Raw genomic sequence first — 24,454 nt, forward strand, 5'->3', positions numbered from 1 at the left:
GAAGGAGCTGTCGCCATGCCTCGCTTCGCCGCCAATCTGACGATGATGTACAACGAGCACGGGTTCCTCGATCGATTCGCCGCCGCCGCGCGCGACGGCTTCAACGCGGTCGAGTTCCTGTTTCCCTACGAGTTCCGCGCGGGCGAGCTGAAGGCGCGGCTCGACGCGCACGGCCTCACGCAGGTGCTATTCAATGCGCCGCCGGGCGACTGGAGCGGCGGCGAGCGTGGCCTGGCTTCCTTGCCGGGACGCGAGGACGAGTTCCGCCGCAGTATCGACACGGCGCTCGAGTACGTGCGCGTGCTCGGCAATCGCAAGCTGCATGTGATGGCGGGTTTGCTCGCCGGCGATCAACCCGGCCAACCGGGTGACAAGCAGCGTAAAGCCCAACGCGACGTGTACCTGAACAATCTCGCTTATGCCGCGCGGGCCGCGCAAGCCGAACAGATCACGATCGTCATCGAGCCGATCAACACACGCGACATGCCCGGCTATTTCCTCAATCGACAGGACGACGCGCAGGCGATCTGCGCCGAAGTCGGCGCGCCGAATCTGAAGGTGCAGTTCGATTGCTATCACTGCCAGATCGTCGAGGGCGATCTCGCGACGAAGCTCAAACGCGATATGGCCGGCATCGGCCACATCCAGGTCGCGGGTGTGCCGGAGCGGCACGAGCCCGACATCGGCGAGCTGAACTACCCGTACCTGTTCGATCTGATCGATGCGCTCGGCTACGACGGCTACATCGGCTGCGAATACCGGCCGCGCGCGGGGACGACGGCGGGGCTCGGCTGGCTGAAGCCTTACCTCGGCGCGGGGCGCTGAGTTTTTCGACATCCACTGACGGACACGCAACCATGAAAGTACTGATCACCGGCGGCGCGGGTTTTCTCGGCCAGCGCCTCGCGCGCGAACTGCTTGTGCGTGGCGCGCTGAAGGACGCGCATGGCGCACCGCAAGCGGTCACCGAATTGATTCTGCTCGACGTCGCGCGCGCCCACGATTTCGGCGATGCGCGCGTGCGCACCGAAGTCGGCGATATCGCGGAGCGCGGCGTGCTCGAGCGCGTCATCGACGGGGAAACCTCGGCGATCTTTCATCTGGCCGCGATCGTCAGCGGCCAGGCCGAGGCGGACTTCGAGCTCGGCATGCGCATCAATCTCGATGCGTCGCGGCTGCTGCTCGAGATCTGCCGCGAGCGCGGACACCAGCCGCGCGTCGTGTTCACCAGTTCGGTCGCGGTCTATGGCGGTGATCTGCCCGCGCTCGTGCGGGACGATACCGCGCTCAATCCGCAGTCGTCGTATGGCGCGCAGAAGGCGATCGCGGAATTGCTGCTCAATGACTATTCGCGGCGCGGTTTCGTCGACGGCCGCGTGCTGCGGCTGCCTACCATCAGCGTACGGCCGGGGCGGCCGAACGCGGCGGCGTCGTCGTTTGCGAGCGGCATCATCCGTGAGCCGCTCAATGGCGAAGAGGCCCTGTGCCCGGTTGCCGGTTCGACGCGGCTGTGGCTGCTGTCGCCGCGCAAGGCGATCGAAAGCCTGATCGCGGGCCTCGAACTCGATGGCGCCGCGCTCGGCAAGCAGCGCGTGCTGAACCTACCGGGTCTGTCAGTCAGCGTCGACGAAATGATCGCGGCCCTGCGCGAGGTCGCGGGCGACGCGGTCGCCGACCGCATCGTGCGGCAGCCCGACGAGCGTATCGAGAAGATCGTCGGCAGCTGGCCGGGCGCGTGGGATACCTCGCGTGCCGAACGGCTGGGGCTCGCAGCCGAGCACAGCTTTGCCGACGTGATCCGCGCCTACATCGCCGATGAAGGCATCGAAGTTCGCTGAAGTCCCTCCGCGTATTCCCTGATCTCCCCTGGCACGGCTGCGGCCGTGCTTGACACGCTTTCGCGCCCACGCCTATTATCGAGTCTGTTTTGTTCGATATATGACCGTGTGTTCGTATATAGAACATATGGCCGGGCTAGAAAGGCGCAGCAGCCGTATCCGTCGTCGATCCCAAGCCCATCGTTCACGATCCTGCGCTAAGCTGCTCCGACGTGACGGCCGCCGCGCCGTCGCTGATCTGCAGCTTCTCGTCCGTGGCCGTCGATTGCCGATGCCTCGGCACATCGAACCGGCGTTACCGGAGCAAAACCGGCCGCGGCGCAGCGCACGCAGCATCTCAACTGGAGACATCACATGACCGAAGCATTCCTGTGCGACGCGATTCGCACCCCCATTGGCCGCTATGCGGGTTCGCTGTCGTCGGTGCGCGCCGACGACCTGGGCGCGGTGCCGCTCAAGGCGCTGATGGAGCGCAACAAGAACGTCGACTGGACCGCGATCGACGACGTGATCTACGGCTGCGCGAACCAGGCCGGTGACGACAACCGCAACGTCGCGCGTATGTCGCTGCTGCTCGCGGGTCTGCCCAAGGACGTGCCGGGCTCGACGGTCAACCGTCTGTGCGGCTCGGGCATGGACGCGGTCGGTATCGCCGCGCGCGCGATCAAGTCGGGCGAGGCTGCGCTGATGGTGGCGGGCGGCGTCGAAAGCATGAGCCGCGCGCCGTTCGTGATGCCCAAGGCGACCAGCGCGTTCTCGCGTCAGAACGAGGTCTACGACACGACGATCGGCTGGCGCTTCGTGAACCCGCTGATGAAGAAGCTATACGGTGTCGACTCGATGCCGGAAACCGGCGAAAACGTGGCGACCGACTACAACATCAGCCGCGCCGACCAGGACGCGTTCGCGCTGCGCAGCCAGCAGAAGGCCGCGCGCGCGCAACGCGACGGCACGCTCGCGCAGGAAATCGTCGGCGTGACGATCGCGCAGAAGAAGGGCGATCCGATCACGGTCACGCAAGACGAGCATCCGCGCGAAACGAGCCTCGAAACGCTCGCGAAGCTGAAGGGCGTCGTGCGTCCGGACGGCACGGTCACGGCCGGTAACGCATCGGGCGTGAACGACGGCGCGGCCGCGTTGCTGCTCGCCAACGAAGAAACCGCGAGGCGCTTCGGCCTCACGCCGCGCGCCCGCGTGCTCGGCGTGGCGACCGCCGGCGTCGATCCGCGCGTCATGGGCATCGGCCCGGCGCCCGCCACCCAGAAGCTGCTCGCGCGTCTGGGCATGACGATCGACCAGTTCGACGTGATCGAGCTGAACGAAGCGTTCGCGTCGCAAGGCATCGCGGTGCTGCGCGCGCTCGGCGTCGCCGACGACGATCCCCGCGTGAACCCGAACGGCGGCGCGATCGCGCTGGGCCACCCGCTCGGCATGAGCGGCGCGCGTCTGGTGACAACGGCGACGTATCAGCTGCAACGCACGCAGGGCCGCTTCGCGCTGTGCACGATGTGTATCGGCGTCGGCCAGGGTATCGCGATCGCGATCGAGCGCGTGTAAGACGTTAGCTGATCTGGCGAAGAGTAAAAGCAGAAGGGCCGGCGTGTCGTCGAGACACGCCGGCCCTTTGTTTTGATTGCGCCTTGCTTCGCCGGGCGCGGATGTTACGACGCCGCTTCGACGGTCAGATGCATGACCTCATGCACCGGCGCGAGCCGCGCGCGAATGGTCTCGGCCGAGACGCCGCCGCGCGTGCGCACGCTGACGATCGCCGCTCGTGCCTGCGGGCCGATCTGCCAGACGTGCAGGTCGGCGATCTCGGCGTCGCCGTGCGCATCCAGGATTTCGCGGATTTCGTCGGCCACATGCTCGTCGGTTTTATCGAGCAGCACGCCGCCGGTGTCGCGCATCAGCGTCCAGGCCCAGCGCGCGATGACGATCGAACCGACGATGCCCATCAGCGGGTCCAGCCAGATCCACCCGAGATAGCGGCCGGCTAGCAGGGCCACGATCGCCAGCACCGAGGTCAGCGCATCGGCGAGCACGTGCACATAGGCGGAGCGCAGGTTGTTGTCGGACCCGTGCGCATGGCCGTGATGATGGTGATGATGATGATGGCCGTGATCGTGATGCCCATGCTCCGCATGACCGCCCGACAGCAGCAGCGCGCTGACGACGTTCACGACGAGCCCGATCGCGGCAATCACTGCTGCCTGCCCGAACGCCACGCCGGTAGGATGAACGAGCCGGAACGCCGACTCGATGCCGATGCCGAGCGACACCAGCGCGAGAATCAACGCCGAAGCAAAGCCGGCGAGTTCGCCCACTTTTCCGGTTCCGAAGCTGAAAGCGCGGTTGCCCGAGTTGCGTTTCGCGAAGCCATACGCGAGCGCCGCAATCCCCAGCGCGCCGGCGTGCGTCGCCATGTGGAAGCCGTCGGCGAGCAGCGCCATCGAGCCGGTGATATAACCGGCCGCGATCTCGCCGACCATCATCACCAGGGTCAGTGCGACGACGGAACGGGTCCGGCGCGCGTTTTCGTCGTGCGAGCTGCCGAGGAACGAGTGCTCGTGTGTGCGAATCATGTTGTCAGTCATAGGAAATCTACTTCGAATAGCGGCGGATCGCGCCGAGTAATGCGTCCACTCCCTTCTTGCGCTGGTTGGCCGTCAGGTCGGGGTGCGCCACGTGTTCGCGCGCGTGCGCCTCGACGATCTCCTCGAGCAGGCCGTTCATCGCGCCGCGTGTCGCGGCAACCAGATGCAGAACTTTTTCGCAATCGGCGTCCGACTCCAAGGAACGCTCGATAGCCTGAACCTGCCCCGCGATGCGGCGAACGCGCTTCAATAACTCATCTTTGTGTGTGCTTAGATGTGACATAGCTATACCCCCTATGGGTATGCATGATAGCACGGCAATGACATGGCGCTTTGCCGGCGAGCGGCAGGGCACGTCCGATGCGTGCGCCGCCAGATCGTTCGCGTCATACTGTTTGCCGTGGTTGTCCGTTGCGTCGGGCATGGATGCTGCGTAGCACGAAGCGATCTCGCCGCAAACATGACCGATCGTCCAGACGTATTTCAACCTTGCTCGAGGAGAATGCGAATGAAGACAGCGAAGCTAGCCGCAGCGTTGATGCTCGCGGCCGTGGCCACAACGCAGCCGGCGCACGCGCAGGACGATATGGCGAGCACCGCCCAGGCGGTGCTCAGCGCGGCGCAGCCGGTGCATATGACGGCGGAGATCGTCGGCATCGACGCGGGCAACCGTGCGCTGACGCTGAAGGGATCGGGCGGCAACATCGCGATCGTGCTCGTCAGCCAGCAGGTCGCCACCTTCGATCAACTGAAGATCGGCGACCACGTCGACGTGCTCTACAAGAATGCGCTGCTCACGAAGGCCGAAAAGGTCAGCGGGGCGGGCAAGGGGATTCGGGAGCGGGTCGACAAGCAGAGCTATACGCCCGCGTCGGGCGGCTACGAATCGGCGCGACAGACCGAGGTGCTCGCGACCGTGATGAAGATCGATCGCAAGCAGCGCCTCGTGACGCTGCGCGGCGCGTATCAGACGCAGACGTTCGAAGCCGCGCCCGATGTCGACCTCAGCGACGTGAACGTCGGCGATACCTTGCATGCGGTCTTCGTGTCGGCCGCCGCGGTGCAGGTGACGCCGGTCGGGCAGTGAGCGGCTGGGATTGCGGCCTCGTTTCCGAGGCCGCATTTGTTTCGCAAACTATGTCGAATTATGTCGCGCTGCCGGCCGGATGCCCGCAAACCCTTGTCTGGCGGGCCTGCGCCGTGGTGAAACAGCGCGACATATCTTCCGTGATGATTTCCGCGGTGTGTCCTTCTATAGTCCGTTCGTCGCCACACGGCAGTGACGCAAGTGGCCCGAATCCAGCAAGGACATACCGTGAAAAATCGTTCATTCGCAGGTTCCGACCAACTCGCCGCCAACGTCGCGCGCGGCGCGTTGCGCAAAGTCGTGCTCGGCGCGGCCGCCGCCGTATTCGCGCTCGGTAGCGCATCGGCGTTCGCGTGGTCGGGGCACGGCACCGCGTACACGTCGCGCGGCGTCTATAACGGCTCGCACTACGGCTCGTGTGGCGGCGGCAGTTGCTCGCATGCGGGCGGCGTCTCTGGCCCGTATGGCGGTTTCGCCAGCAACACCGGCACGGTCACGCGCACGGCGCCCGGCCAGTTCTCGAACTCGGGTACCGCGACCGGCCGCTACGGCAACACGGTGCAGCACTCGGGCGACACCAGCTGCGCGGGCGGCTCCTGCTCGCACACCGGCACGCTGACCGGCTCGGACGGCAAAACCGCGACGACCTCGGGCAACGTGACGCGCACCGCGCCGGGCCAGTATTCGTCGTCGGGCACGATCACGGGTTCGAACGGCAATACCGTCAATCATTCGGCGTCGACGAATTGCGCCGGTTCGACCTGTGCGCGCTCTGGCACGGTGACGGGTCCGGACAACAACAGCGTCTACCACTCGGGCACCGCGACGCAGGTCGCGCCCGGGGTCGTGACGACCTCGACGAGCGTGACCGGCACGCAGGGCCACACGGTGACCACGAGCGGCACGGTGGTGACCGGTGGCGTGGTGGTCGCCGGTGGGACGACGACCACTGGTACGACTGTGGTCGTCGCGCCGAAGCCGGTGGTGGTCGCGCCGCCGCCCCCGCCAGTGGTGGTCGCGCCGGCGCCCCAGCCGGTGGTCGTCGTGCCGCCGCCGGCGGTCTACGTGCCGCCCAAGCCGGTCGTGGTGGTGCCGCCGCCGGCCTATGTCCCGCCCCCGCGCGTCGTGTACGTGGCGCCGCCCCCGCCGCCGGCCGTGTACGTCGCGCCGCGTCCCGTGTATGTCGCGCCGCGGGCTGCCGTGTGGGTGCCGGGCCATTGGATCGGGCGCGTGTGGGTGCCGGCCCATTGGGCCTGACGATGAACGCGGCGATGCGAATCAAAGCCCGCGGTCCGCTGTGCAAAGCAGCCGCGCTCGCGACGATCGTCGTAGGGACGTTGCTGGCGCTCAATGCGGTGATCGATGCCAGCGACGCCAGCGACCAGCTTCGCGCCCATCCCGCCGCGAGCGCGGCGAAAGACTGTTCCGCGCGCTACGCCGCGTTGCTCGACCTCGCGGAACTCGCGCGGCGCGACGGCAAATCGTCCGAGGTGGTCGTGCGTGGCTTGAGCGAGCAGAACGGCGCGATGAGCGCGTGCCTGCCGGTCAGCCGCGCCAGGGCCGCACCGTCATTACATTGAAGGCCGCCGCGTCAGATCGCATTCGAGATAGATTGCCCCGGGGATCGGATTGAACACGTAGGCGTCGATCGGCTCGAAACCCAGCGATGCATACAGGCCGAGCGCTGCCTGCATCGTCGGCAATGTGTCGAGACGGATCCGGTGATAGCCCGCTTCTTTCGCCGTCGCGCAGATCCGCGTGGCGAGCTGCCGTCCCACCTGCAGGCCGCGTGCCGCCGGGCGCACATATAGGCGCTTCATTTCACAGGTGGTGTCGTCGATCGGACGCATCGCGACGCAGCCGACGATGCTGCCGGCCCCGTCGCCCCCGTCGTCACCCCGACCATTGCTCGCGAGCAGCACGCTGCCGCGCGGCGCCGCGAATTTGCCTGGCAGGCTGGCGAGTTCGTCATCGAATTGCTGGAAGCAAAGATCGATGCCGAGACTGTCCGCGTATTCGCGGAAGAGGGTTCGTACGACCTGGAGCTGTTCGGGAAAGCGGGCAGTGTGCAGATGGATCATGCGAAAGATCAGGTTATTGGACGCGCAGCGGAAAGCGGATCTCGAAGGTCGTCCCCACGCCCTCGCGCGACGCAAATTCTATCTGCCCATCGAGCACGCGGCATAGCTCCCTGACGATCGCTAGGCCGAGCCCCGTGCCCGGAATATCGTCGCCGGCCGCGCGCTCGAACTCGTCGAACACGCGATCCGCATCGGCCGGCGCGATCCCGACACCGGTATCGGACACGCGCATCGTCCAGTGCCCGGCGTCTAGCGTCGCGAAGCGGAGTTCGACCTGTCCCGACTTCGTGTACTTGATCGCGTTGGTCAGCAGATTGACCGCGATCTGCTTGAGCTTCAGCCGGTTCGACGTGACGACCGGCAGCGCCGCGTCGAACACGCTGCGCAATGCCAGCCCCTTCGCCTCGATCGACGGTCCCGTCGACGCGACGAGCTCGTCGAACAGCTCGCGCAGATCGACGGGTTCGAGCACGAGCGGCGCCGAGTCGCCAAGCACGACCGAGTACTCGACCATCTGGTCGACCAGTTGCTTCATGTCGGCGGCCTGGCGGTTCGCGAGCGCCAACGCGGTATCGGTTTTCGACGGTGCTCGCTCGATCAGTTGCAGCGCGATCGAAAACGCATTGAGAAAATTGCGCAGATCGTGCACGACGCTGCGCGTGATCTGCATCCGCGATTCGTGCAGATCGCCGACCAGCCGGTGCTCGCGCGTCAACTCCTGATTCGCGCTTTCGAGCCGCCCCGTGTATTCGTCGATCGTGCGATCGCGTTCGGCGACCACTTCCTTGATCGACGCATACGTGACCACGCTGAATGCCTCGGCGATCAGCCGCCGCGCGCGGCTCTCGTGGCGGCGCGTGCAGGTCTTGTCGCGCTCGATGAACTCTTCGAGCGCCTCGACGAGCACCTGCTGAAAGAGGTCCAGTTCGCGCACCAGCTCTTCGATCCGGTAGCCCTGGCGCCAACGGACATTGCCGTGTTTCTTCGCGTCGCGTTCGATCGACGTTTCGACGCGCTCCAGATCTTCCGCATCGAGCGCGACGCACAGCTCGTCGAGAATTTCCGGCAGATGGTCGACCAGTTGCTGATAGGTAAGCTTGTCCGCTTCCACGAGATCGGCCTCGATGGAGACGGCATGCATCCATTGGCGCGTCAGGCGGCCCCGTTCAGCTCGGATGAAGTTGGCGAAATTACGCAGTGGGCTCACACGTCTGTCGGTCATGATGGATACCGGAATGAAGTTTCTACAACATGCAAACCTGCGAACGGGCCCGATTACCTCGATTTGTGCAGCCCCTGCGGACCTGTTTCGCTGTCGATCGGCCAGGCGACCCGATGCGCACCGGCAATCCGCGTCATTATCCGCGTAATTGCCGCTGGTGGAACACGGCTTGCGGGTATCTCGTCAGACAAAGAAGCGAATTTCGTCTGGGAACCAAGATGTATTCGATCCTCCTGATAGACGACGAGCCGGAAATTCTGGCAGCGTGGCGGCTGATTCTGGAAAGCGAAGGGTATGAGGTGACTTGCGCGAGCAATGGCGCCGAAGCACTCAAGTGTGTCGGCGCGCATGTTCCCGACCTGATTATTACCGACTGGATGATGCCGGTCATGGGCGGCGCCGAGCTGTGCCGCCGGTTGAAGTCGACCCCTGATCTCGTCGACGTACCGATTCTGGTGCATACCGCGGTGCCACCCTCGAACAGTGACGCGCACTACTGGAACCAGTGCCTGATGAAGCCGATCGACGCCGACCTCTTTCTGACGACGATCGCGCAACTGTGCGCGGCGCGGTGCTGATACCTGATACCTGATACGGTGCGAGTCGTCGCCATTGCATTAGCGGGATGTCACGTCATCGTTCAGGAGGCCTGCCGAATCGGCCTTGAGGAAATCGACGAACGCGCGCAGTGGCGCAGGTACATGACGATGGCCGGGATAGTACAGAAATGGCCCTGAAAAGCGCTGCCACCACGGTTCGAGAATCGCTTTGAGGGCGCCGCTGTGCAGATGCGGGCGCAGCATGTCTTCGAACAGATGAACGATGCCGAGGCCCGCGATCGCGCCGCTGACCGCGAGGTCGATCGCGGCGCCGGGCCGCACCAGCAGTGGGCCGGTCGGATTCAATTGCAGCAGTTCGCCATCGCGCTCGAAGTACCACGTCGGCATCGCGCCGCTCGCGAATTGCCCGCGCAGGCACGCATGCGTCAGCAGTTCGCCGGGATGCTCGGGGCGTCCGTGCGCGTCGAGATAGGCGGGTGACGCGGCGGTCGCGAAGCGCTGCACGCGCGCGCCGATCGGCACCGCGATCATGTCCTGTTCGAGGCGTTCGTCGTAGCGGATGCCCGCATCGCAGCCGATCGACAGCACATCGACGAAACCATCCTCGACCACCACTTCGACGCGAATATCCGGGTACTGCTTCAGAAAGCGCGCGAGCACGTCGGGCAGCACGATGCGCGCGACGCTCGACGGCACGTTCAGCTTCAGCGTGCCGGTCGGCTTGTCGCGAAAGCCGTTCAGCACATCGAGCGCCGCCTCCATTTCGCCGAACAGCGGCGTCAGCTTCTCGATCAGACGCAGCCCGGCTTCGGTCGGCGCGACGCTGCGCGTGGTGCGGTTCAGGAGCCGCAGGCCGAGCTTCATTTCGAGGCGCCGCACCGCGACGCTCAAACTCGACGCCGACACGCCGCTCACGCGCGCCGCGTCGCGAAAGCCGCCCGCGCGAGCGACCGAAACGAAGGCGGCCAGATCGTTCAGTTCCATAGGATTGTGCAGATTTTTGAACAACCCGTACACGTTAGACCGGTTTATTCAACAACGCAATTCCGGCGATACTGCCGCTCATCACTTCACAAGGAGATCGTGATGCCGAACTTCAGCTCCATCGACACTTTCGCGCTCGCCGGCCGCCCGGTGCGGCGCATGGGTTATGGCGCGATGCAACTGGCCGGACCCGGCGTGTTCGGTCCGCCGAAAGACCGCGACGCGGCGCTCGCGGTGTTGCGCGAGGCGATCGCAGAGGGCGTCGATCACATCGATACCAGCGATTTTTACGGGCCGCACGTGACCAACCAGATCATCCGCGAGGCGCTGCACCCGTATCCGCACGATCTGACGATCGTCACGAAGGTGGGCGCGGTGCGCGATAGCGCTGGCGCGTGGCTGCCGGCGCAGGAGCCCGCCGATCTCGAGCGCGCGGTGCACGACAATCTGCGCAACCTCGGGCTCGACGCGCTCGAGGTGGTCAACATGCGTGTGATGGGCAACGTGCACGCGCCGAGCGAAGGCTCGATCGAAAAGCAGGTCACGGCGCTCGCCGAACTGCAGCGGCGCGGGCTTGTGCGTCATGTCGGCCTGAGCAACGTGACGGCCACGCAGATTGCCGAGGCGCAGCGCATCACGAAGGTCGTCTGCGTACAGAACCACTACAACCTCGTGCATCGCGACGACGATGCGTTGATCGACGCGCTCGCGGAGCAGGGCATTGCCTACGTGCCGTTTTTTCCGTTGGGCGGCTTCACGCCGATTCAATCGTCGGCGCTGTCGGACCTGGCGGGCAAGCTCGGTGCGACGCCGATGCAGGTCGCGCTCGCGTGGTTGTTGCATCGGGCGCCCAACATTCTGCTGATTCCGGGCACGTCGTCGGTGGGACATCTGCGCGAAAACCTGCAGGCGGCGCACTTGAAGCTGAGCGACGAGGTGCTCGATCAGTTGAATGCGATCGGCGCTGAGATGGGCTGAGGCTCGGCATCACGGCACGCGCTGCTTGCCGCGGCTTATGGCCGATAACGCAGCGCGTCGATCAACACCGCGAGCGCGCGCGACGATTGTCGCCGGCTCGCGTAATACAGGTGATAGCCCGGAAACGTCGGGCACCAGTCTCTGAGCACCTGCTTCAACTGTCCAGCCGCGATATACGGCCGCGCCAGATCTTCGGGCACGTACGCAAGACCGCCACCCGCGAGCGCCGCGGTCAGCATCTGTCCGGTGCCATTGAACACGAGCTGACCTTCGACGCGCACGTTCAGCTCGTGTCCATCTTTCTCGAACTCCCAGGCGAACAGACCGCCGTGAGTCGGCAGGCGCAGATTGATGCAGTTGTGCCCCGTCAGGTCCTGCGGCAAGCGCGGGCGCTTCTGCTTCGCAAAATATCCCGGTGCGCCGACCACCGCCATGCGCAGGTCCGGCGCAATGCGCACCGCGATCATGTCTTTCGCGACCTGATCGCCGAGACGAATGCCGACGTCATAGCGTTGCGCGACGATATCGATCAGACCGAAATCGACGACGACTTCGACCTTGATGTCCGGGTACTCGGGCAGCAGTTGCGCGAGCTTCGGCTGCAGGATCGTGTTCGCCGCATGTTCGTCGGTCGTGATGCGGATCGTGCCGGCGGGTTTGTCGCGTAGCTCGCTCAGCGCCGCGAGCTCTTCCTCGATTTCATTGAAGCGCGGTGCGACGCTGTTCAGCAGGCGCTCGCCGGCTGGCGTGGGCGATACGCTGCGCGTGGTGCGCGTGAGCAGACGGATGCCGAGCCGCGTTTCGAGACCGCGCATCGTATGGCTCAGCGCCGATTGCGACACGCCGAGCTGCGCGGCCGCTTTCGTGAAGCTGCGTTCGCGGGCGACCGCGATGAACGCGAGCAGGTCGTTGAAGTTTTCGCGCGGCATTCATGAATCTCACTCATGGGTGTTTGCCGATTCTACCGTCTAGTCGCATCAGCGCGCAGCGATTAAATTCGACTGCTCGCAGAGTAGATCAAGTAGGAGAGAGGCCATGACGAATCAAGCGGAAACAAACTCGAAAGCACAGGCGGAGCCCACCGTCGCGCGCAACGCATTCGGCGATGTCGCACCGGCACTTGCCGACTACACCGACCGGATTCTGTTCGGCGAAGTATGGGCGCGCCCCGGGCTGTCGCCGCGCGAGCGCAGCCTGATTACGGTAGCGAGCCTCGTCGCGCTCTATCGCGGCAACGAGTTGCCGTTTCATCTCGGCAAGGCGCTCGACAACGGTGTATCGCGCGACGAGCTGATCGAGCTGATTACGCACCTCGCGTTTTATTCGGGCTGGCCGACCGCGAGTACCGCGCTCGCAGTGGCGCGCCAGGTTTTTGCAAGCCGCGATGCCTGAGTAGGTAAAGGAGACTCACGAATGGATTACCGCTATCTGGGCCAAAGCGCCCTCAAAGTGTCGCCGTTGTGCCTCGGCGCGATGATGTTCGGCGGCGAGACCGATGAGGCGACGTCGGCTCGCATCATCGACAAGGCCTACGATCAGGGCATCAATTTCATCGACACCGCCGACGTCTATCACGCGGGCCGCTCCGAAGAAATCGTCGGACGCGCGATCGCGCCGCGCCGCGACGATTGGGTCGTCGCGACGAAGTTCGGCTTTCCGGCCACACCGGGACCGAACCGGCAGGGGCAGTCGCGCAAATGGATCATGCAGTCCGTCGAGGCGAGCTTGAAGCGCCTCGGCACCGACTATCTCGACATCCTGTACTTTCACCGCGCGCTCGACGATGCGCCGCTCGAAGAGGGTGTGCGCGCGATCGCCGATCTGATCCGCCAGGGCAAGGTCCGTTATTTCGGCGTATCGAATTTTCGCGGCTGGCGCATCGCCGAGATCGCCCATCTGGCCGATCAGTGCGGGATCGACAGACCCGTCGCGAGCGAGCCGCTGTACAACCTCGTCGACCGTACCGCCGAAGTCGAACAATTGCCGGCCGCGCGGCACTACGGGCTCGGCGTGGTGTCGTATAGCCCGCTCGCGCGTGGCGTGCTGAGCGGCAAATACGCGCTCGATGCGCCGCCGCCCGCCGACTCGCGCGCCGGCCGCGGCGACAAGCGCATTCAGCAAACGGAGTGGCGTCCCGAGTCGCTGCGGATCGCGCGGACCATCGCCGACCATGCGGCGCGGCGCGGCACCAACTCGATCGCGTTCGCGCTGGCGTGGGTGCTGCACAACCGCCTCGTGAGCAGCACGATTGCCGGGCCGCGGACGGAAGCGCAGTGGAACAGCTACATGGAAGCGTTGCAGTTGCAGCTCGGTCCGGACGACGAGAACCTCGTCGACGGTCTCGTTGCGCCAGGTCATGCCTCGACGCATGGTTATACCGATCCGGGCTATCCGGTAACGGGGCGTCGCGTCGCGTGAAACCCGCGCGCCACGATGAACGGGGCCATTGCGGCAACGCCTCAAACCGATGCCGCGATGAACTCCCGCAACCATTGATGCGCGGGATCGCGATGCACGCGCTCGTGCCATAGCATCGCCATCTCGTAGCCTGGCACCTCGACGGGTGGCTCGACCATCCGCAACGCGTCCGAGCCGCGCACGAGGCGCGCGGGCAGCATCCCCACGAGGTCGGTGCTCGCGAGCACTGATTGCACAAGCGGTCGCGCTGTCTCATGCCTCGACACGCATTCCTGCGACAACGCCACGCTCCTCATCACTGCGCTGCGTGATCGCGAACAGCAGAGCTGGCCTTTTCCCGCGCTGGATCCACTTCCGCCGCCTGTGCGCCACCAGGCGATCTGCGCCGGCTATCACCTAACTCCATCCCAAAAAATGATAGGAATCCAGATTTGTCGCTATTTGACAAATACGTTGGACTTTCCAGACGCCGGTTAGCCAGGCCGATTGACCTGTTTGCGTTGCGGCCCTAGATTGTTCCGCTCGCGGCAGTTTCAATCGCGACGACAATGATTCCGCTTCGTTTCAGTCAGGCGGACAGGGAGAGGGATGGTGTATGAACGCGCTGACAAAGAACTTCACAGATGTGCTGCGCCACCCGAGCGCGCGACTCACCCAGCATCTCAGGATCTGGATCGGCAAGCGGGCGCTTGATCTCGATGTGCTTGACTTCAGGGTGCGCGGCGGGCTCTGCAAGGACTACAAGGTCGATATCACGGTCACTTCTTCGTGCCTGGATCTCGACGGCAAGGACTATGTGGGCCGGCGCGCCGGCCTGCAAGTCGACGAGCGGGCATCGGTGCCCTCGGCGAGCTGGACCAGTCCCGTCGACCATGCGGCGGCCACCTTCAATGGCGTGGCGACGCGCTGGAAGCGAGTCCGCACGAGCCGCGACGAGGCTGCTTACCAGCTGCGTATCGAGCCGCGCTTTGCCGCCCTGTGCAAGCGGATCATCAGATCCGACGTGATGAAGAATGTCACGTTCGAGGAGATGGTCCGCCAGCTGATGGTCGACGGCCAGAACTTCGACGCCTTCGACATTGAGTTCAATCTCGAAGGGCCGCAGGAGAAGATGGAGCAGGTCGTGATGTACGAGGAGTCCGTGTGGAACCTCATCACCCGGCATGCGAAACGCAAGGGCATTTTCTGGTTCTACCGGCAAGAGCGCGGCGAGAACGGACTGCTCGACATCCTCGTTTTCGCGGACAACCCGCGTGCCTACATCCGGTCGGTCAACCTGCCGCTGCTGGCTGAGTCGGGCCTGCACAGCAGCTCGCACGAGGCGGCGCAGGCGGTCCACGAGCAGCGCGAACTGGTGGCGGCAACCATCGAGGTATGGGAGCGCAACTACCGCACGCCGGAGGATCCGCTGCGGGCTACGGCAAACGTCTCCGACGAGGCGGATGACCGCTCGGTGTTTGGCCAGATCAGTTGCAGCACGGAGTTTCACCTGACGCAGGCGCAGGGCGAGGCGCTCGCGCAGACGCGGCGTGACGGGCAGATCGCCCGTCAGGTGACGCTCGCGGGCGAGACCGACGCGAAAGGGATTGCTTCGGGCGTGGTGGTCAAGCTGACCAACACGACGATGCCCAGCGCGGAATATGGGTTCGTGGTGACCTCGTTCAGGATGGAGGGCAGTCGCACGAAGCCTGCCTATACACGGTTCAAGGCGATGCCCGCGCACCTGACCTACCGGCCCCGCTTTGACTTCGAGCGCGATTGGCGTTTTCTGGGTGGCCCCGTCGTTGGTGTCGTTGGTACCTTGGACTCGACGCCGTATGCCTACCTGGATGAATTTGGTCGCTACCCGGTTCTGCCGAAGTTCCTGCAGGGCTCGGGCAACGCCGATAACAGGCTGCTGAACCTGCGCCTGCTGCGTCCTTCGTCATCGTACCAGGGCGGCTTCCATTCGCCCCTGCTGCCGGGAACCGAAGTGATGCTCGAGGCGGCCCATGGAGACGTGGATCGCCTGCATATCAGCGGTGCGCTGCACGACTATTCCCATCAGGATCTGGTGCGTGGCTCGGATTCGTTGTTCAGTTACTCGATCTGGCGCGCGCCGCTGCTCGGCGCAGAGGTCGTGTTCAACGATCTGCAGGGCAAGGAAAGCGCGCGCATCGCGACGGTGTACAGCCAGACTGCGTTCAATCAGGGCTATCTGCTCAACAGCAAAAAGCTCCCTCGCGGAGAGGGCTTCGAGGCGACCACGAAATCGTGGGGGACGATGCGCGCGGCGAAGGGTCTGTTCTTCTCGGCGGACGCCGCAGCCGGAGGCGATACGCCACATCTCGAGATGCCTGCCGCCGTCGCACAGCTCAAGGCGGCATTGCAGCGCGTGACGGACCTCGCGGCGGCGACGACGCAGGCCGGGGTCGACCCTGCCGACCGCGCAACGCAGGCGGCACTTCTCGACGGGCTGAACCAGCTACGCGACGCGGGGCTGCTGGCGAGCGCGCCGGGCGGCATGGCATTCGCCACGCCGAAGTCGGTACAGCATTCGGCGGGTGAAAACGTGATCGTCACCGCAGGCCAGAACATGGACGTCAGCATTACCAGGCGGTTACGCATGGTAGCAGGCGAGCTGATTTCGCTATGCGCGCACAAACTTGGCATCAACCTCAGCGCGGCGAAGGGAAAAGTCTCGGTTGCAGCGTTGACGGACGGCATGGACCTGTTCGCACAGAAGCAGTTGCGTGTCGCGAGCGAAAGCGCGGACGTGCAGGTTGCAGCGAAGTCGAAGATAACGCTCAACAGTGGCGGGGCTTCGCTCGTGATCGAGAACGGCAACATGACATTCCACTGTCCCGGCGTGTTCACCATCAAGGCGGCATCGTTCTCGTTCCAGGGCCCGGACAACGCTCCTACGCCGCTGCCGTCGTTGCCGAAGGCTAGTCTGAAGATCTCCGACCAATACTCTTCGTCTCATTAAAGTCATGATTATCAGCCCCCCGTTCCTGCCCGAATCAGGCCTCACGTCTGACGACCCGACAAAACCGGACCCCATGACGGATGCTGTCGATCAGTTCGAGATCGGTCATCACGGAGTCTGGCCGGTCACCTTCGATCGGCGTTCTCATTGTGGCATCCATCTGAACCCGGGCGAGCAGCCGGAGCCTGTTCGCGCAATCGCCGATGGGGACGTTGTCGTGTACCGGGTCTGTAAAAACGCAATTTCGGACGGCACGCCCGATTCGACGACCGGGCAACCTGCGCTGAATTCAAATGCCGGTTTTGTCCTGCTCAAACATACAACTGACACTGGTGACGGGCGGACCATCACGTATTATTCGCTCTATATGCATCTGCTGGACATGACGAATCAGGAGCACATTGCCCCTCAGTCTGCCCCTCAGTCAAACGGCCAGCCGCAGACCGGCTCGGCGAATGCGCTGCCCGCGTGGCTGCTCAATACGGGGGACGGCAATGACGGCAAAGTTCAACAAGGCGGCGGGAAGAAGGTGTATCGCAAGGACATCCTCGGGTACGTCGGCCAGCATCAGGGCGTGGCGCATCTGCACTTCGAAATATTCATGTCGAGCAAGGACTTTACGGCCTGGTTTGATCAGGCCGGCCACAAGGTTCAGCTAGGCGAGAAAAGCCCTGTTCAGCCTAAATCGAGTGACTATTGGGGGCATACCTATTTCGTCATCCAGGGCCCCATGACCTTTGTAAAGCAGCCGGCAGGGAAGCCGGCAGCATGGTTTCCCCAGGTTCCGGGCGGATCAATAGCTACGGGCGACACACTTTATGTCGAGGCCTGGTTTAATCTGGGGCGACGCTATACACGTGCGTGGATTGATCGCGGTAACAGCGGTAAGGTGACACTGCTTACACGTGATGCCATCGCAGACCCCTATGACAACCTCAACGACAGCCGCAACAGGCCAAAGCGTTATGAATACGATCTGTATGATCGTGCGATGGCGCTCTATCCAACATGCCCGAGCGACGGCTATGAGATGCTGCGGTTTGGGCGCATTCTCTCGGCTAACCCTACGTTGGCAGGTACGGATCGCGCTACCTGGGTTGCTGTACCGTTCGACGAGAACGGAACGCTAGGCTATGTTGACATCGCCCCGGACGCGATCATCAAGCTGTCCGACGCTGACTTTCCGTTCTTTACGGGGTGGCAAAACGTGGGTGACGACAACACGCCGTTTACCGACGCCGGACGATGCGACTACGCCAGTCTTTGTGGGTTAACCGGAATTCAGGATTCGCTGCCACCGGCACAGCCGCTCGAAGCTGATCCAAACAACAACGACGACGCCAATCTACAGCTGGCCAGCTATATACAGAATACGGATGGCGTGGGTGAGAAGCTTAAGGGAATGGTGTTCAAGGCGCTAAGCGAGTGGGACCCGTCGACCAATAAAGACCGGTACAAGGACCTGAACGACCCTTATGGCTTCTTTGGTCAGCAAAAGGATACGAACCCTGACGGGTATACCAATTTCACCAATTTTCTGAGCAAGTTCCAATTTCTGGACCAGACTCCGCTTTCCGGGCAGGAGCTATGGTTTTTCCATCCGCTGGCGTTTATTCGCCACTTCAGGAAGTGCGAGTGGCTGTCCGCAACTGAAATTGCGCAATGTGTTCCCCGTAAGATGCTTTCGCTGCATGGTACTCAATTCCGTCAGGTCACTCATCCGTGGACTGATGCTGCTCCACAAGGGAGTGCTTGGGAGTCGGATCTCAACGCGGCGTTACGAAAGTACCGAATCAGCTCGACAAAAGAAAGAGCCACCCATTTTCTTGCTCAATTGATGGAGGAGTCTGGATGGCTTACGGCCGTGCGTGAATTTCACGGAGAGCTGGCGACATACAATCCATGGTTTGGGCGCGGTTTGATTCAGCTCACAAAAAAGCCAAATTACGATGCATATGGACGTTTCAAAAAATTTCCGATCGATCCTGCTGTTCCTGCAAGATTCGGCGATCTCACGTGGAATCCCGAGGTGCAGTTGGCGAACACAAACTCGGTGTTCAATCGGCACAACTGTGCCGATAGTGCAGGTATGTATTGGCAATGTAGAGTAATGACCGCTGTAGGGACAAATACCCTTAAGGCGACCGACGAAGGTGGGTTGAAAATTGAAACGGCAATCATGGCGTCAAAATCCACTAATGGCAACGTGGTTAATCAAAATATAAATGGATTGGAGCATCGGTTGCAATCATTTGTATATATAAAATATATCTTGCTCGATTTGATTGAAAAGGGATCATCGGAAGAACTTTCGTTTGTTTGGCGCCGAAATACGGCACAGGAACCGGTGCTTGACCCGAATGGTCAGCCTGTGTTAAATCCGCATACGCACCATCCAAAAAAGGCGTATATGCCGACTACTCACGTTATTCAGGTATCTTTGGAGAAGCAGTATCCATGAAAAAAATATTTATTTTGGTTGTGTTGTTTATTTTTTCTGGGCTGACGTTCGCTTGTGGATCTGATATTCAGCGTGAAAAAATGGCTGAGAAGTTGTACGCAGATGATGATATGCGGAAATTTGCTTGCGCTGCCGATTCATGTTCAAAACAAGAATTCGAACAGGCATTGCAGTTTAATCGGTATGAACAATCGTTTCATGGGAAGAAGTTGCAGGTGTGTTTGGTTGAGCCAACTTTGAGTGCTACTAATTCGTATACCGGAGTATTTGTGACTCAGGGTAATGACTTTGAATTTCAGTTTATCTCCTATGGGACTGGTGTCAAGGTCGGCGTTAATAAGGTCGGGGTGCCTATGATTATTGAGGGGGGCTTTAGTGATCCGGATAATCCGGATAATTCTGTAAATCAATATCTATGGAATGGATCGGCATTTATTTTTTCTCGCAATGTGCCGCGACGTAATTAAAAATTAGTGAGGATTTAGGCTGATCTATGCAATCCCCCATCCGCAAAGGCGACAAACTGGAGCACGGCGGAGAAGTCACCGGCGGCTCCCCGTGGACCGAATTCATGGGCCGGCCACTCGCCCGCAAGGGCGACGATGCAATCTGCGACCTGCACGGACCAACCACGATTGACGAGGGCTACGACAAGTTTCCCGACCGTGATGGCAAGCCGGTCGCCATGCATCACTACCACTGCGCCTGCGGTTGCCGGATGATCTCGTCGCTTGAAAACGTCGACATCGCATAATGCCCATCGACCTTTCTCCCGCAGGACGCCCCAGCGCGTATCCCCGGCGGATGCGTTTCTGGCCGTGGGCGTTGACCCGGTTCGTCTGTAATGTGTTCGGTCCTTTGATCGTTCTGTGCCTGGCCGAAAGGTCAGCCGGCAAGTGGCCTCAATTTCTGGAGTTGGATTGTCGGGACACCGAACTTCTGGACAAGACGTCGCTCGGCGGCCAGAAGCTCTGGTATTTCCACCCGCTGGCGTTTATCCGACATTTCAGGAGGTGTGGATGGTTAAGCGCGAAAGAACTGGCCCGATGTTTGCCTCGGTCATCTGCGTCCGTGAGTCTTTCATGGGAACTTGCACAACAGAGGGCATTGACACACTATCGATTCATAAGTCGTGTCAATCTCAAATATTTGAATAGCAGACCACTTCGCTTGCTCCATTTTCTTGCGCAAACGTATATTGAAACAGGCGGTCTTCGAACGATCACGGAGGACTCGCTTGGTCATGGTCACGCGTATGGACCATTTTACGGACGTGGATATCTTCAATTGACTTGGCCGAAGAACTACGAAGCTTATAAGAATTACCAACACATTCCGGACCACGGTTTTTCTCCGTACACCGACCCTCGCATAACGTCGACCTCGACGCATCCGTGGGCGGATGGAGACGATGCAAAGCGTTGGGCACCACTTTACGATCCAGAAGTTATCGCCAGAGACCTTGTCCACGCTGCCGAATCGTCGGGAATGTATTGGCTGGCCAAATCATTTCGAGGAACCTACAACATTAACCGCGCGGCAGACCTCGGCGCATCGCCCGCCCTGGTCGGGTTCATCAGTTGGCTCATCAACGGGGGGGCAACGGTTACGCCGATCGGCAGCAGTTCGCGGTATTACTTGATCACGCACTACTGGATGGAGTGGGGTATGTTTCTCATGAAATACTGAGATATCCGCCACTGTCGCCTCCCTCACATCCAACGCTGTGTGTGACTTTCCCTCCGGCAACTATTCCGTTCTCTCAAAGTGTAACGATCAACTATGTACCACAAGTTCCTTAGTCTTTTTTGCGCAGCTATCTTAAGTCCAGCGTTTGCCAGCGAGGTTTCGGGATTGCCTGATGCATGGATCGGCACGCACTATGGAACGTGCTATGGCTCAGTTGAAGAAGGAATGTCTGATTCTTATGGGCCTGACTACGACACTGACGACAATATCGGCACAAAGCATTTGACCTATGGTGCAGACGAGATGGTCGTTTCGGTTGATCGTACATCGGGTACCAATGCACCTCGAACCATCTTCGAAAAACGTGCGGGAGGCAAGTGGTGTGTCGTCCTGACATCTCCGCCGGTCGCGAGCTTGGCTCCGATCATACAAGACGGGATTGATTCTAAACCGCTGCAATGGGTCACGCTTACTCAAGCTGCTCCGGGCTATTCCGAGACGAAAATTGTTTATACGTGGAACAAGCAGGAATTTATATATTTTCCAAGCCATTGCTATCACCTTGGCAGGCAGGGGGTGAAAGAGTTTGATTGCAAAAATGCCTATAAGGAATAGCTGTGCAATCTATCTTTCCCCAGTGCCGCTTTGTCATCAACAATCAGTCGGCATAAGCGCGTTATCACGCTTGGCTTGGGTCTAAAACTACATTGGGGTTGGAAATGCAATCTCCCATCCGCAAAGGTGACAAACTGGAGCGCGGTGCCGAAGTCACGGGCGGCTCCCCATGGACTGAATTCATGGGCAGGCCGCTCGCCCGCAAGGGCGACGACGCGATCTGCGATCTGCACGGACCGACCACGATTGACGAGGGCTACGACAAGTTTCCCGACCGTGATGGCAAGCCGGTCGCCATGCGTCACTACCACTGCGCCTGCGGTTGCCGGCTGATCTCGTCGCTTGAAAACGTCGACATCGCATAATGCCCGTCGACCTTTCTCCCGCAGGACGCCCCAGCGCGTATCCCCGGCGGATGCGTTTCTGGCCGTGGGCGTTTACCTGGTTCGTCTGCAATGTGTTCGGTCCTGTGATCGTTCTGCTTGTCTGGCCGAAAGGTCAGCCGGCAAGTGGCCTCAAATTCTGGAGCTGGATTGTCGGGACACCGAACGGGCTGTTCCTGGTCCTGCTTGGGTTTGCCCGCGCGGGGTACGAGGTGCTGTGGTATCGCGCGTATTGGCGCAACCATCATCGTGACCGCTGGCTTGGGGAGAAAGTCCGGTTCGCGCAGCGACCGCTGCACGTACTCGACGCAGGTTGTTGTCTGCCGCTTGGAGGTAAATCCCTGGCCGACGTTCTGGAAGGCAAAAGGTCGATCCTGAAGGCGCAGGCACCGCGGCACGGTCCGGGGAAGGTTTTGTGCAACCGCTTTGAGGACGATGACCCGTTACTGGCAGGGTTGCCCATGGCCGGTGAAGAGGAAAGCGAGGGCGACGACGCAGACGTGCTGTCGGAGGCCGCTCCCGCTGTCCAGATGATCCGTGTTGCGCTTGAACCGCTGGCCGGAACCATCCACGCGCTGACCCGATACGAAAAGACGTACTGGCCGCAGGTGCGAGTACTCGTCGGGCCGGAAGCTTCAGACCTGCGTGTTGCGCAGGTGCGGGAGGCGTTGCAAGTGGCGGCGCTGCCGCCACTTGAGGTTCAGGCCGTCCCCGCCGCCGAAGGGCTGCTGGTGGTTGATGGCTGGCTCGATGCACGCGAGCACCGCCCGCTTCTCGCCGTCGCCGCGACGTGGTACGACGATGCCATCGACGAAGGCTGTACCGAAGGATGCGCTGCTGTGCTGTTCGACGCAGGCTACTTCAGGCTCCCGCAGGAAGTCAGCCACAAGGCTGCGCTGCACCGGCCCGTCCAGGGCAGCGACGGTGAGGCCGAGTACGGCTTCGCGAATGCTGCGATCTGGGGCAAGGTCAAAGCCGCGGCGGTGACGCGCGCGTGGATCACTCGACCGGTCGAGTACTGCGACCGAGCCCTGGTCGCCGCCGGATTTCAGGCAGCGTCGAAGGACGCCGCACAGTGCCGGCTCGATCGTATCGTCGGCAACGCGGGCGCGGCAAACGGCCTGCTGGCGATTGCTGCTGCCGTCGAGGCCGGTGCGGCAGACGGTCCCCAACTGATTGTCGATGGCCTGCGGTCGGCCATCCTCCATGTCATACCCGCAAAACAGACAAACGCTTCCACGCATGACGACTCCTAAAAATAACCTGCAGAACATGGAGCCTGAAGCCGTCGCCAGCAGACCGGCTCCAGGCCGCGCGGTGATCTGGGGCATGCCCCTTGCCGCGCTCGTCCTGGCCACTGCCGCACTTGTGCTGGTCTGGTTCGGGAACAATCGTCTCGATATCCCGGATGGCGCACCCCGGACGCAGCTTTTGATCGGCATCCCGATCGTGCTGGTCATCGTCGTGATCGCTCACCTGTTCGCAGTATCGACCGGCGCATATGGTGGTGCGGCGAGACTGTTCCGTTTCGAAACCGGCGAGCGTAACAAGGCGGCGAAACCACTCAAGCGCGACGCTCGTCTGCAACGCATCTACGAGGAGCTGCGCGTCTCGCACGGCTGGTTCTGGCGTCGCCGCCTGCGCTGGCTGCTGGTGAACGGTACGGACGAACGCATTGATCAGGTCGCGCCCGGGCTCAAGCAGGCGGGCGTCATGCACGTAGGCGAAACCGTCCTCGTGCACGCATCGCCAGACGGCATCGACGCGGCGAAATGGCTCGGTCAGCTGCGGCAGTTGCGCCGCCGCTGCCCGGTTGATGGCGTCGTTCACGTCGCGCGCGCGGACGATACGGATACCGAACTGCCTCGCGCACTCTCGGGCATTGCAACCACGCTCGGCTGGGCCGCGCCCGTTACCTTCCTGCACCCAGTCGAGGCGAAGGATAGCCCGTCCGAACGCTTCGATGCGGTCGGCGCGTTCATGCCGAACGATTCGCGCAGGCAGGCGCAGGAGGCCGTCGCCAGACTGCCGGATCTGCTGAACGAAGTCGAACAGAGGTCTGCGGATGAGGGCGTGCACCTTTGCACCGGGAATAACCTTCGGGTGACCTGGCTGATGGAAATCTCGAAGTATGTTGGCGACCATTGCGGGCGGATGGTCGATGGCCTGCGGACGCTGGCTGAGTCGAACTGGCTGCGCTCGCCGCTCGCGGGCGTCATGTTCGCGCCGGTCTTTCCGGGGCCGACCGTCGTGCCGGTGCCGGTCACCAACGGCGACGGGATGCCCGGCGAGCCTGTCGACACGCCACCGGCTGTAACGGTCACGCGCGTGCAGCCCGCTGCGCTGCTGCCGGTGTGGCGCGAGATCGCGGCGGGGTCGCCCAACTACCGGGGCAGGCGCGTCGGCTTCTACTGGCCCAATGCGCTCGCCACGCTCGTGATCGCCGCGGCGATCGCCTGGTGTGTGTGGATGACGGTCTCCTTCATCGGCAACCGGCAACTGGTGCGCGAGGCAGACCAGACCGCGCAGACCGCCGTCGAGACAAAACCGCAAACGGCCGAATCCTGGCCGTTATC

Annotated in this window: 25 protein-coding genes and 1 pseudogene; 18 read left to right on the forward strand and 8 right to left on the reverse strand. The window is 62.2% G+C overall.

The genetic code is table 11. From position 1 onward, the window contains the following. The first annotated feature begins 15 nt into the window (after window positions 1-15). From otnI to pcaF, 3 genes are all read left to right on the forward strand, one after another. The gene (otnI, locus tag CI15_RS30175; RefSeq protein WP_062135699.1) at window positions 16-825 is read left to right on the forward strand and encodes a 2-oxo-tetronate isomerase; all 810 of its coding nucleotides are present in this window, start codon (window positions 16-18) and stop codon (window positions 823-825) included. A gap of 32 nt (window positions 826-857) precedes the next feature. After that, window positions 858-1,838, forward strand: a complete 981-nt coding sequence (gene denD, locus CI15_RS30180; protein ID WP_062135703.1) for a D-erythronate dehydrogenase — start codon at window positions 858-860, stop codon at window positions 1,836-1,838. 354 nt (window positions 1,839-2,192) lie between these two features. Next, the gene (pcaF, locus tag CI15_RS30185) at window positions 2,193-3,395 is read left to right on the forward strand and encodes a 3-oxoadipyl-CoA thiolase (protein ID WP_062135707.1); all 1,203 of its coding nucleotides are present in this window, start codon (window positions 2,193-2,195) and stop codon (window positions 3,393-3,395) included. Window positions 3,396-3,499: 104 nt separating this feature from the next. On the opposite strand, the gene dmeF is transcribed toward pcaF, so the two are convergent. Together dmeF and CI15_RS38380 are read right to left on the reverse strand one after the other, a co-directional pair. Continuing rightward, window positions 3,500-4,432 carry a CDF family Co(II)/Ni(II) efflux transporter DmeF gene (gene dmeF / locus CI15_RS30190; RefSeq protein WP_062135711.1) on the reverse strand — a complete coding sequence of 311 codons (933 nt, stop codon included), beginning with the start codon at window positions 4,430-4,432 and terminating at the stop codon, window positions 3,500-3,502. 7 nt (window positions 4,433-4,439) lie between these two features. Continuing rightward, on the reverse strand, window positions 4,440-4,919 hold the full coding sequence (locus tag CI15_RS38380) for a metal/formaldehyde-sensitive transcriptional repressor (RefSeq protein WP_479494855.1): 480 nt from the start codon (window positions 4,917-4,919) through the stop codon (window positions 4,440-4,442). Between the two features lie 21 nt (window positions 4,920-4,940). Here CI15_RS38380 and CI15_RS30200 point away from each other — a divergent pair, with 21 nt between their 5' ends. The 3 genes from CI15_RS30200 (at window position 4,941) to CI15_RS30210 (ending at window position 7,099) form a co-directional block, all read left to right on the forward strand. After that, entirely contained in the window at window positions 4,941-5,519 is a 579-nt protein-coding gene (locus tag CI15_RS30200; protein ID WP_062135714.1) for a hypothetical protein, read from the forward strand. A gap of 228 nt (window positions 5,520-5,747) precedes the next feature. Further along, entirely contained in the window at window positions 5,748-6,776 is a 1,029-nt protein-coding gene (locus CI15_RS30205) for a hypothetical protein (protein ID WP_062135717.1), read from the forward strand. A 14-nt stretch (window positions 6,777-6,790) separates the two neighbouring features. Then, the gene (locus CI15_RS30210) at window positions 6,791-7,099 is read left to right on the forward strand and encodes a hypothetical protein (RefSeq protein ID WP_241495987.1); all 309 of its coding nucleotides are present in this window, start codon (window positions 6,791-6,793) and stop codon (window positions 7,097-7,099) included. On the opposite strand, the gene CI15_RS30215 is transcribed toward CI15_RS30210, so the two are convergent. Together CI15_RS30215 and CI15_RS30220 are read right to left on the reverse strand one after the other, a co-directional pair. Beyond that, complete coding sequence (locus CI15_RS30215; RefSeq protein ID WP_062135720.1) at window positions 7,091-7,600, reverse strand: GNAT family N-acetyltransferase; 510 nt, start codon at window positions 7,598-7,600, stop codon at window positions 7,091-7,093. The two genes, CI15_RS30210 and CI15_RS30215, sit on opposite strands and share 9 nt — an antisense overlap. 13 nt (window positions 7,601-7,613) lie before the next feature. Beyond that, window positions 7,614-8,822: a sensor histidine kinase gene (locus tag CI15_RS30220; protein ID WP_062135722.1), complete on the reverse strand. Its 1,209-nt coding sequence runs from the start codon at window positions 8,820-8,822 to the stop codon at window positions 7,614-7,616. Window positions 8,823-8,935: 113 nt separating this feature from the next. Between CI15_RS30220 and CI15_RS30225 the strand changes: the two genes are divergently transcribed. Further along, window positions 8,936-9,400, forward strand: coding sequence for a response regulator (locus CI15_RS30225; RefSeq protein ID WP_082814333.1), 465 nt, complete (start codon window positions 8,936-8,938; stop codon window positions 9,398-9,400). A gap of 39 nt (window positions 9,401-9,439) precedes the next feature. Here CI15_RS30225 and CI15_RS30230 read toward each other — a convergent pair whose 3' ends face one another. Then, window positions 9,440-10,366: a LysR family transcriptional regulator gene (locus tag CI15_RS30230; protein ID WP_062136293.1), complete on the reverse strand. Its 927-nt coding sequence runs from the start codon at window positions 10,364-10,366 to the stop codon at window positions 9,440-9,442. Between the two features lie 102 nt (window positions 10,367-10,468). Here CI15_RS30230 and CI15_RS30235 point away from each other — a divergent pair, with 102 nt between their 5' ends. Continuing rightward, complete coding sequence (locus tag CI15_RS30235) at window positions 10,469-11,344, forward strand: aldo/keto reductase family oxidoreductase (protein ID WP_062135724.1); 876 nt, start codon at window positions 10,469-10,471, stop codon at window positions 11,342-11,344. Between the two features lie 35 nt (window positions 11,345-11,379). Here CI15_RS30235 and CI15_RS30240 read toward each other — a convergent pair whose 3' ends face one another. Next, window positions 11,380-12,273: a LysR family transcriptional regulator gene (locus CI15_RS30240; protein ID WP_062135726.1), complete on the reverse strand. Its 894-nt coding sequence runs from the start codon at window positions 12,271-12,273 to the stop codon at window positions 11,380-11,382. A gap of 106 nt (window positions 12,274-12,379) precedes the next feature. Here CI15_RS30240 and CI15_RS30245 point away from each other — a divergent pair, with 106 nt between their 5' ends. Next, window positions 12,380-12,736: a carboxymuconolactone decarboxylase family protein gene (locus tag CI15_RS30245; protein WP_062135728.1), complete on the forward strand. Its 357-nt coding sequence runs from the start codon at window positions 12,380-12,382 to the stop codon at window positions 12,734-12,736. Window positions 12,737-12,757: 21 nt separating this feature from the next. Beyond that, window positions 12,758-13,762 carry an aldo/keto reductase gene (locus CI15_RS30250; protein ID WP_062135731.1) on the forward strand — a complete coding sequence of 335 codons (1,005 nt, stop codon included), beginning with the start codon at window positions 12,758-12,760 and terminating at the stop codon, window positions 13,760-13,762. A 41-nt stretch (window positions 13,763-13,803) separates the two neighbouring features. Here the strand turns inward: CI15_RS30250 and CI15_RS30255 are convergent. Further along, window positions 13,804-13,998 (reverse strand): annotated as a pseudogene (locus tag CI15_RS30255) (LysR family transcriptional regulator); the annotation flags it as partial. Between the two features lie 359 nt (window positions 13,999-14,357). Here CI15_RS30255 and vgrG point away from each other — a divergent pair. The 8 genes from vgrG to CI15_RS30285 all read left to right on the forward strand — a co-directional run bounded on the left by vgrG (window position 14,358) and on the right by CI15_RS30285 (window position 23,134). Continuing rightward, window positions 14,358-16,730, forward strand: a complete 2,373-nt coding sequence (vgrG, locus tag CI15_RS30260) for a type VI secretion system tip protein VgrG (RefSeq protein WP_062135738.1) — start codon at window positions 14,358-14,360, stop codon at window positions 16,728-16,730. Between the two features lie 4 nt (window positions 16,731-16,734). Beyond that, complete coding sequence (locus CI15_RS30265; protein ID WP_062135741.1) at window positions 16,735-19,191, forward strand: M23 family metallopeptidase; 2,457 nt, start codon at window positions 16,735-16,737, stop codon at window positions 19,189-19,191. Next, window positions 19,188-19,658 (forward strand): hypothetical protein, encoded by a 471-nt coding sequence (locus tag CI15_RS36850; protein WP_153041227.1) that lies wholly within the window; start codon window positions 19,188-19,190, stop codon window positions 19,656-19,658. Before CI15_RS30265 ends, CI15_RS36850 begins: the two co-directional genes overlap by 4 nt. A 26-nt stretch (window positions 19,659-19,684) precedes the next feature. After that, complete coding sequence (locus CI15_RS30270; RefSeq protein ID WP_062135744.1) at window positions 19,685-19,945, forward strand: PAAR domain-containing protein; 261 nt, start codon at window positions 19,685-19,687, stop codon at window positions 19,943-19,945. Beyond that, entirely contained in the window at window positions 19,945-20,880 is a 936-nt protein-coding gene (locus tag CI15_RS37490; protein WP_153041228.1) for a hypothetical protein, read from the forward strand. Before CI15_RS30270 ends, CI15_RS37490 begins: the two co-directional genes overlap by 1 nt. A 93-nt stretch (window positions 20,881-20,973) precedes the next feature. Then, complete coding sequence (locus tag CI15_RS36860) at window positions 20,974-21,495, forward strand: hypothetical protein (protein ID WP_153041229.1); 522 nt, start codon at window positions 20,974-20,976, stop codon at window positions 21,493-21,495. 104 nt (window positions 21,496-21,599) lie between these two features. Then, entirely contained in the window at window positions 21,600-21,860 is a 261-nt protein-coding gene (locus CI15_RS30280) for a PAAR domain-containing protein (protein ID WP_062135749.1), read from the forward strand. Continuing rightward, window positions 21,860-23,134 (forward strand): hypothetical protein, encoded by a 1,275-nt coding sequence (locus CI15_RS30285; protein WP_062135752.1) that lies wholly within the window; start codon window positions 21,860-21,862, stop codon window positions 23,132-23,134. The genes CI15_RS30280 and CI15_RS30285 overlap by 1 nt, the downstream gene beginning before the upstream one ends. Here CI15_RS30285 and CI15_RS37925 read toward each other — a convergent pair. Beyond that, window positions 23,088-24,431, reverse strand: coding sequence for a hypothetical protein (locus CI15_RS37925; protein ID WP_241495988.1), 1,344 nt, complete (start codon window positions 24,429-24,431; stop codon window positions 23,088-23,090). The two genes, CI15_RS30285 and CI15_RS37925, sit on opposite strands and share 47 nt — an antisense overlap. Window positions 24,432-24,454: the final 23 nt, after the last annotated feature.

This window comes from Paraburkholderia monticola (genome assembly GCF_001580545.1).
In the GTDB taxonomy this organism is placed as follows: Bacteria; Pseudomonadota; Gammaproteobacteria; order Burkholderiales; family Burkholderiaceae; genus Paraburkholderia; species Paraburkholderia monticola.

What these genes read in the sequence shown, in the direction of transcription:
- otnI (WP_062135699.1), top strand. Translation starts at nt 16, where the DNA reads ATGCCTCGCTTCGCCGCCAATCTGACGATGATGTACAACGAGCACGGG.
- denD (WP_062135703.1), top strand. Translation starts at nt 858, where the DNA reads ATGAAAGTACTGATCACCGGCGGCGCGGGTTTTCTCGGCCAGCGCCTC.
- pcaF (WP_062135707.1), top strand. Translation starts at nt 2,193, where the DNA reads ATGACCGAAGCATTCCTGTGCGACGCGATTCGCACCCCCATTGGCCGC.
- dmeF (WP_062135711.1), bottom strand. Translation starts at nt 4,432, where the DNA reads ATGACTGACAACATGATTCGCACACACGAGCACTCGTTCCTCGGCAGC.
- CI15_RS30200 (WP_062135714.1), top strand. Translation starts at nt 4,941, where the DNA reads ATGAAGACAGCGAAGCTAGCCGCAGCGTTGATGCTCGCGGCCGTGGCC.
- CI15_RS30210 (WP_241495987.1), top strand. Translation starts at nt 6,791, where the DNA reads ATGCGAATCAAAGCCCGCGGTCCGCTGTGCAAAGCAGCCGCGCTCGCG.
- CI15_RS30215 (WP_062135720.1), bottom strand. Translation starts at nt 7,600, where the DNA reads ATGATCCATCTGCACACTGCCCGCTTTCCCGAACAGCTCCAGGTCGTA.
- CI15_RS30220 (WP_062135722.1), bottom strand. Translation starts at nt 8,822, where the DNA reads ATGACCGACAGACGTGTGAGCCCACTGCGTAATTTCGCCAACTTCATC.
- CI15_RS30225 (WP_082814333.1), top strand. Translation starts at nt 8,936, where the DNA reads ATGCGCACCGGCAATCCGCGTCATTATCCGCGTAATTGCCGCTGGTGG.
- CI15_RS30230 (WP_062136293.1), bottom strand. Translation starts at nt 10,366, where the DNA reads ATGGAACTGAACGATCTGGCCGCCTTCGTTTCGGTCGCTCGCGCGGGC.
- CI15_RS30235 (WP_062135724.1), top strand. Translation starts at nt 10,469, where the DNA reads ATGCCGAACTTCAGCTCCATCGACACTTTCGCGCTCGCCGGCCGCCCG.
- CI15_RS30240 (WP_062135726.1), bottom strand. Translation starts at nt 12,273, where the DNA reads ATGCCGCGCGAAAACTTCAACGACCTGCTCGCGTTCATCGCGGTCGCC.
- CI15_RS30245 (WP_062135728.1), top strand. Translation starts at nt 12,380, where the DNA reads ATGACGAATCAAGCGGAAACAAACTCGAAAGCACAGGCGGAGCCCACC.
- CI15_RS30250 (WP_062135731.1), top strand. Translation starts at nt 12,758, where the DNA reads ATGGATTACCGCTATCTGGGCCAAAGCGCCCTCAAAGTGTCGCCGTTG.
- vgrG (WP_062135738.1), top strand. Translation starts at nt 14,358, where the DNA reads ATGAACGCGCTGACAAAGAACTTCACAGATGTGCTGCGCCACCCGAGC.
- CI15_RS30265 (WP_062135741.1), top strand. Translation starts at nt 16,735, where the DNA reads ATGATTATCAGCCCCCCGTTCCTGCCCGAATCAGGCCTCACGTCTGAC.
- CI15_RS36850 (WP_153041227.1), top strand. Translation starts at nt 19,188, where the DNA reads ATGAAAAAAATATTTATTTTGGTTGTGTTGTTTATTTTTTCTGGGCTG.
- CI15_RS30270 (WP_062135744.1), top strand. Translation starts at nt 19,685, where the DNA reads ATGCAATCCCCCATCCGCAAAGGCGACAAACTGGAGCACGGCGGAGAA.
- CI15_RS37490 (WP_153041228.1), top strand. Translation starts at nt 19,945, where the DNA reads ATGCCCATCGACCTTTCTCCCGCAGGACGCCCCAGCGCGTATCCCCGG.
- CI15_RS36860 (WP_153041229.1), top strand. Translation starts at nt 20,974, where the DNA reads ATGTACCACAAGTTCCTTAGTCTTTTTTGCGCAGCTATCTTAAGTCCA.
- CI15_RS30280 (WP_062135749.1), top strand. Translation starts at nt 21,600, where the DNA reads ATGCAATCTCCCATCCGCAAAGGTGACAAACTGGAGCGCGGTGCCGAA.
- CI15_RS30285 (WP_062135752.1), top strand. Translation starts at nt 21,860, where the DNA reads ATGCCCGTCGACCTTTCTCCCGCAGGACGCCCCAGCGCGTATCCCCGG.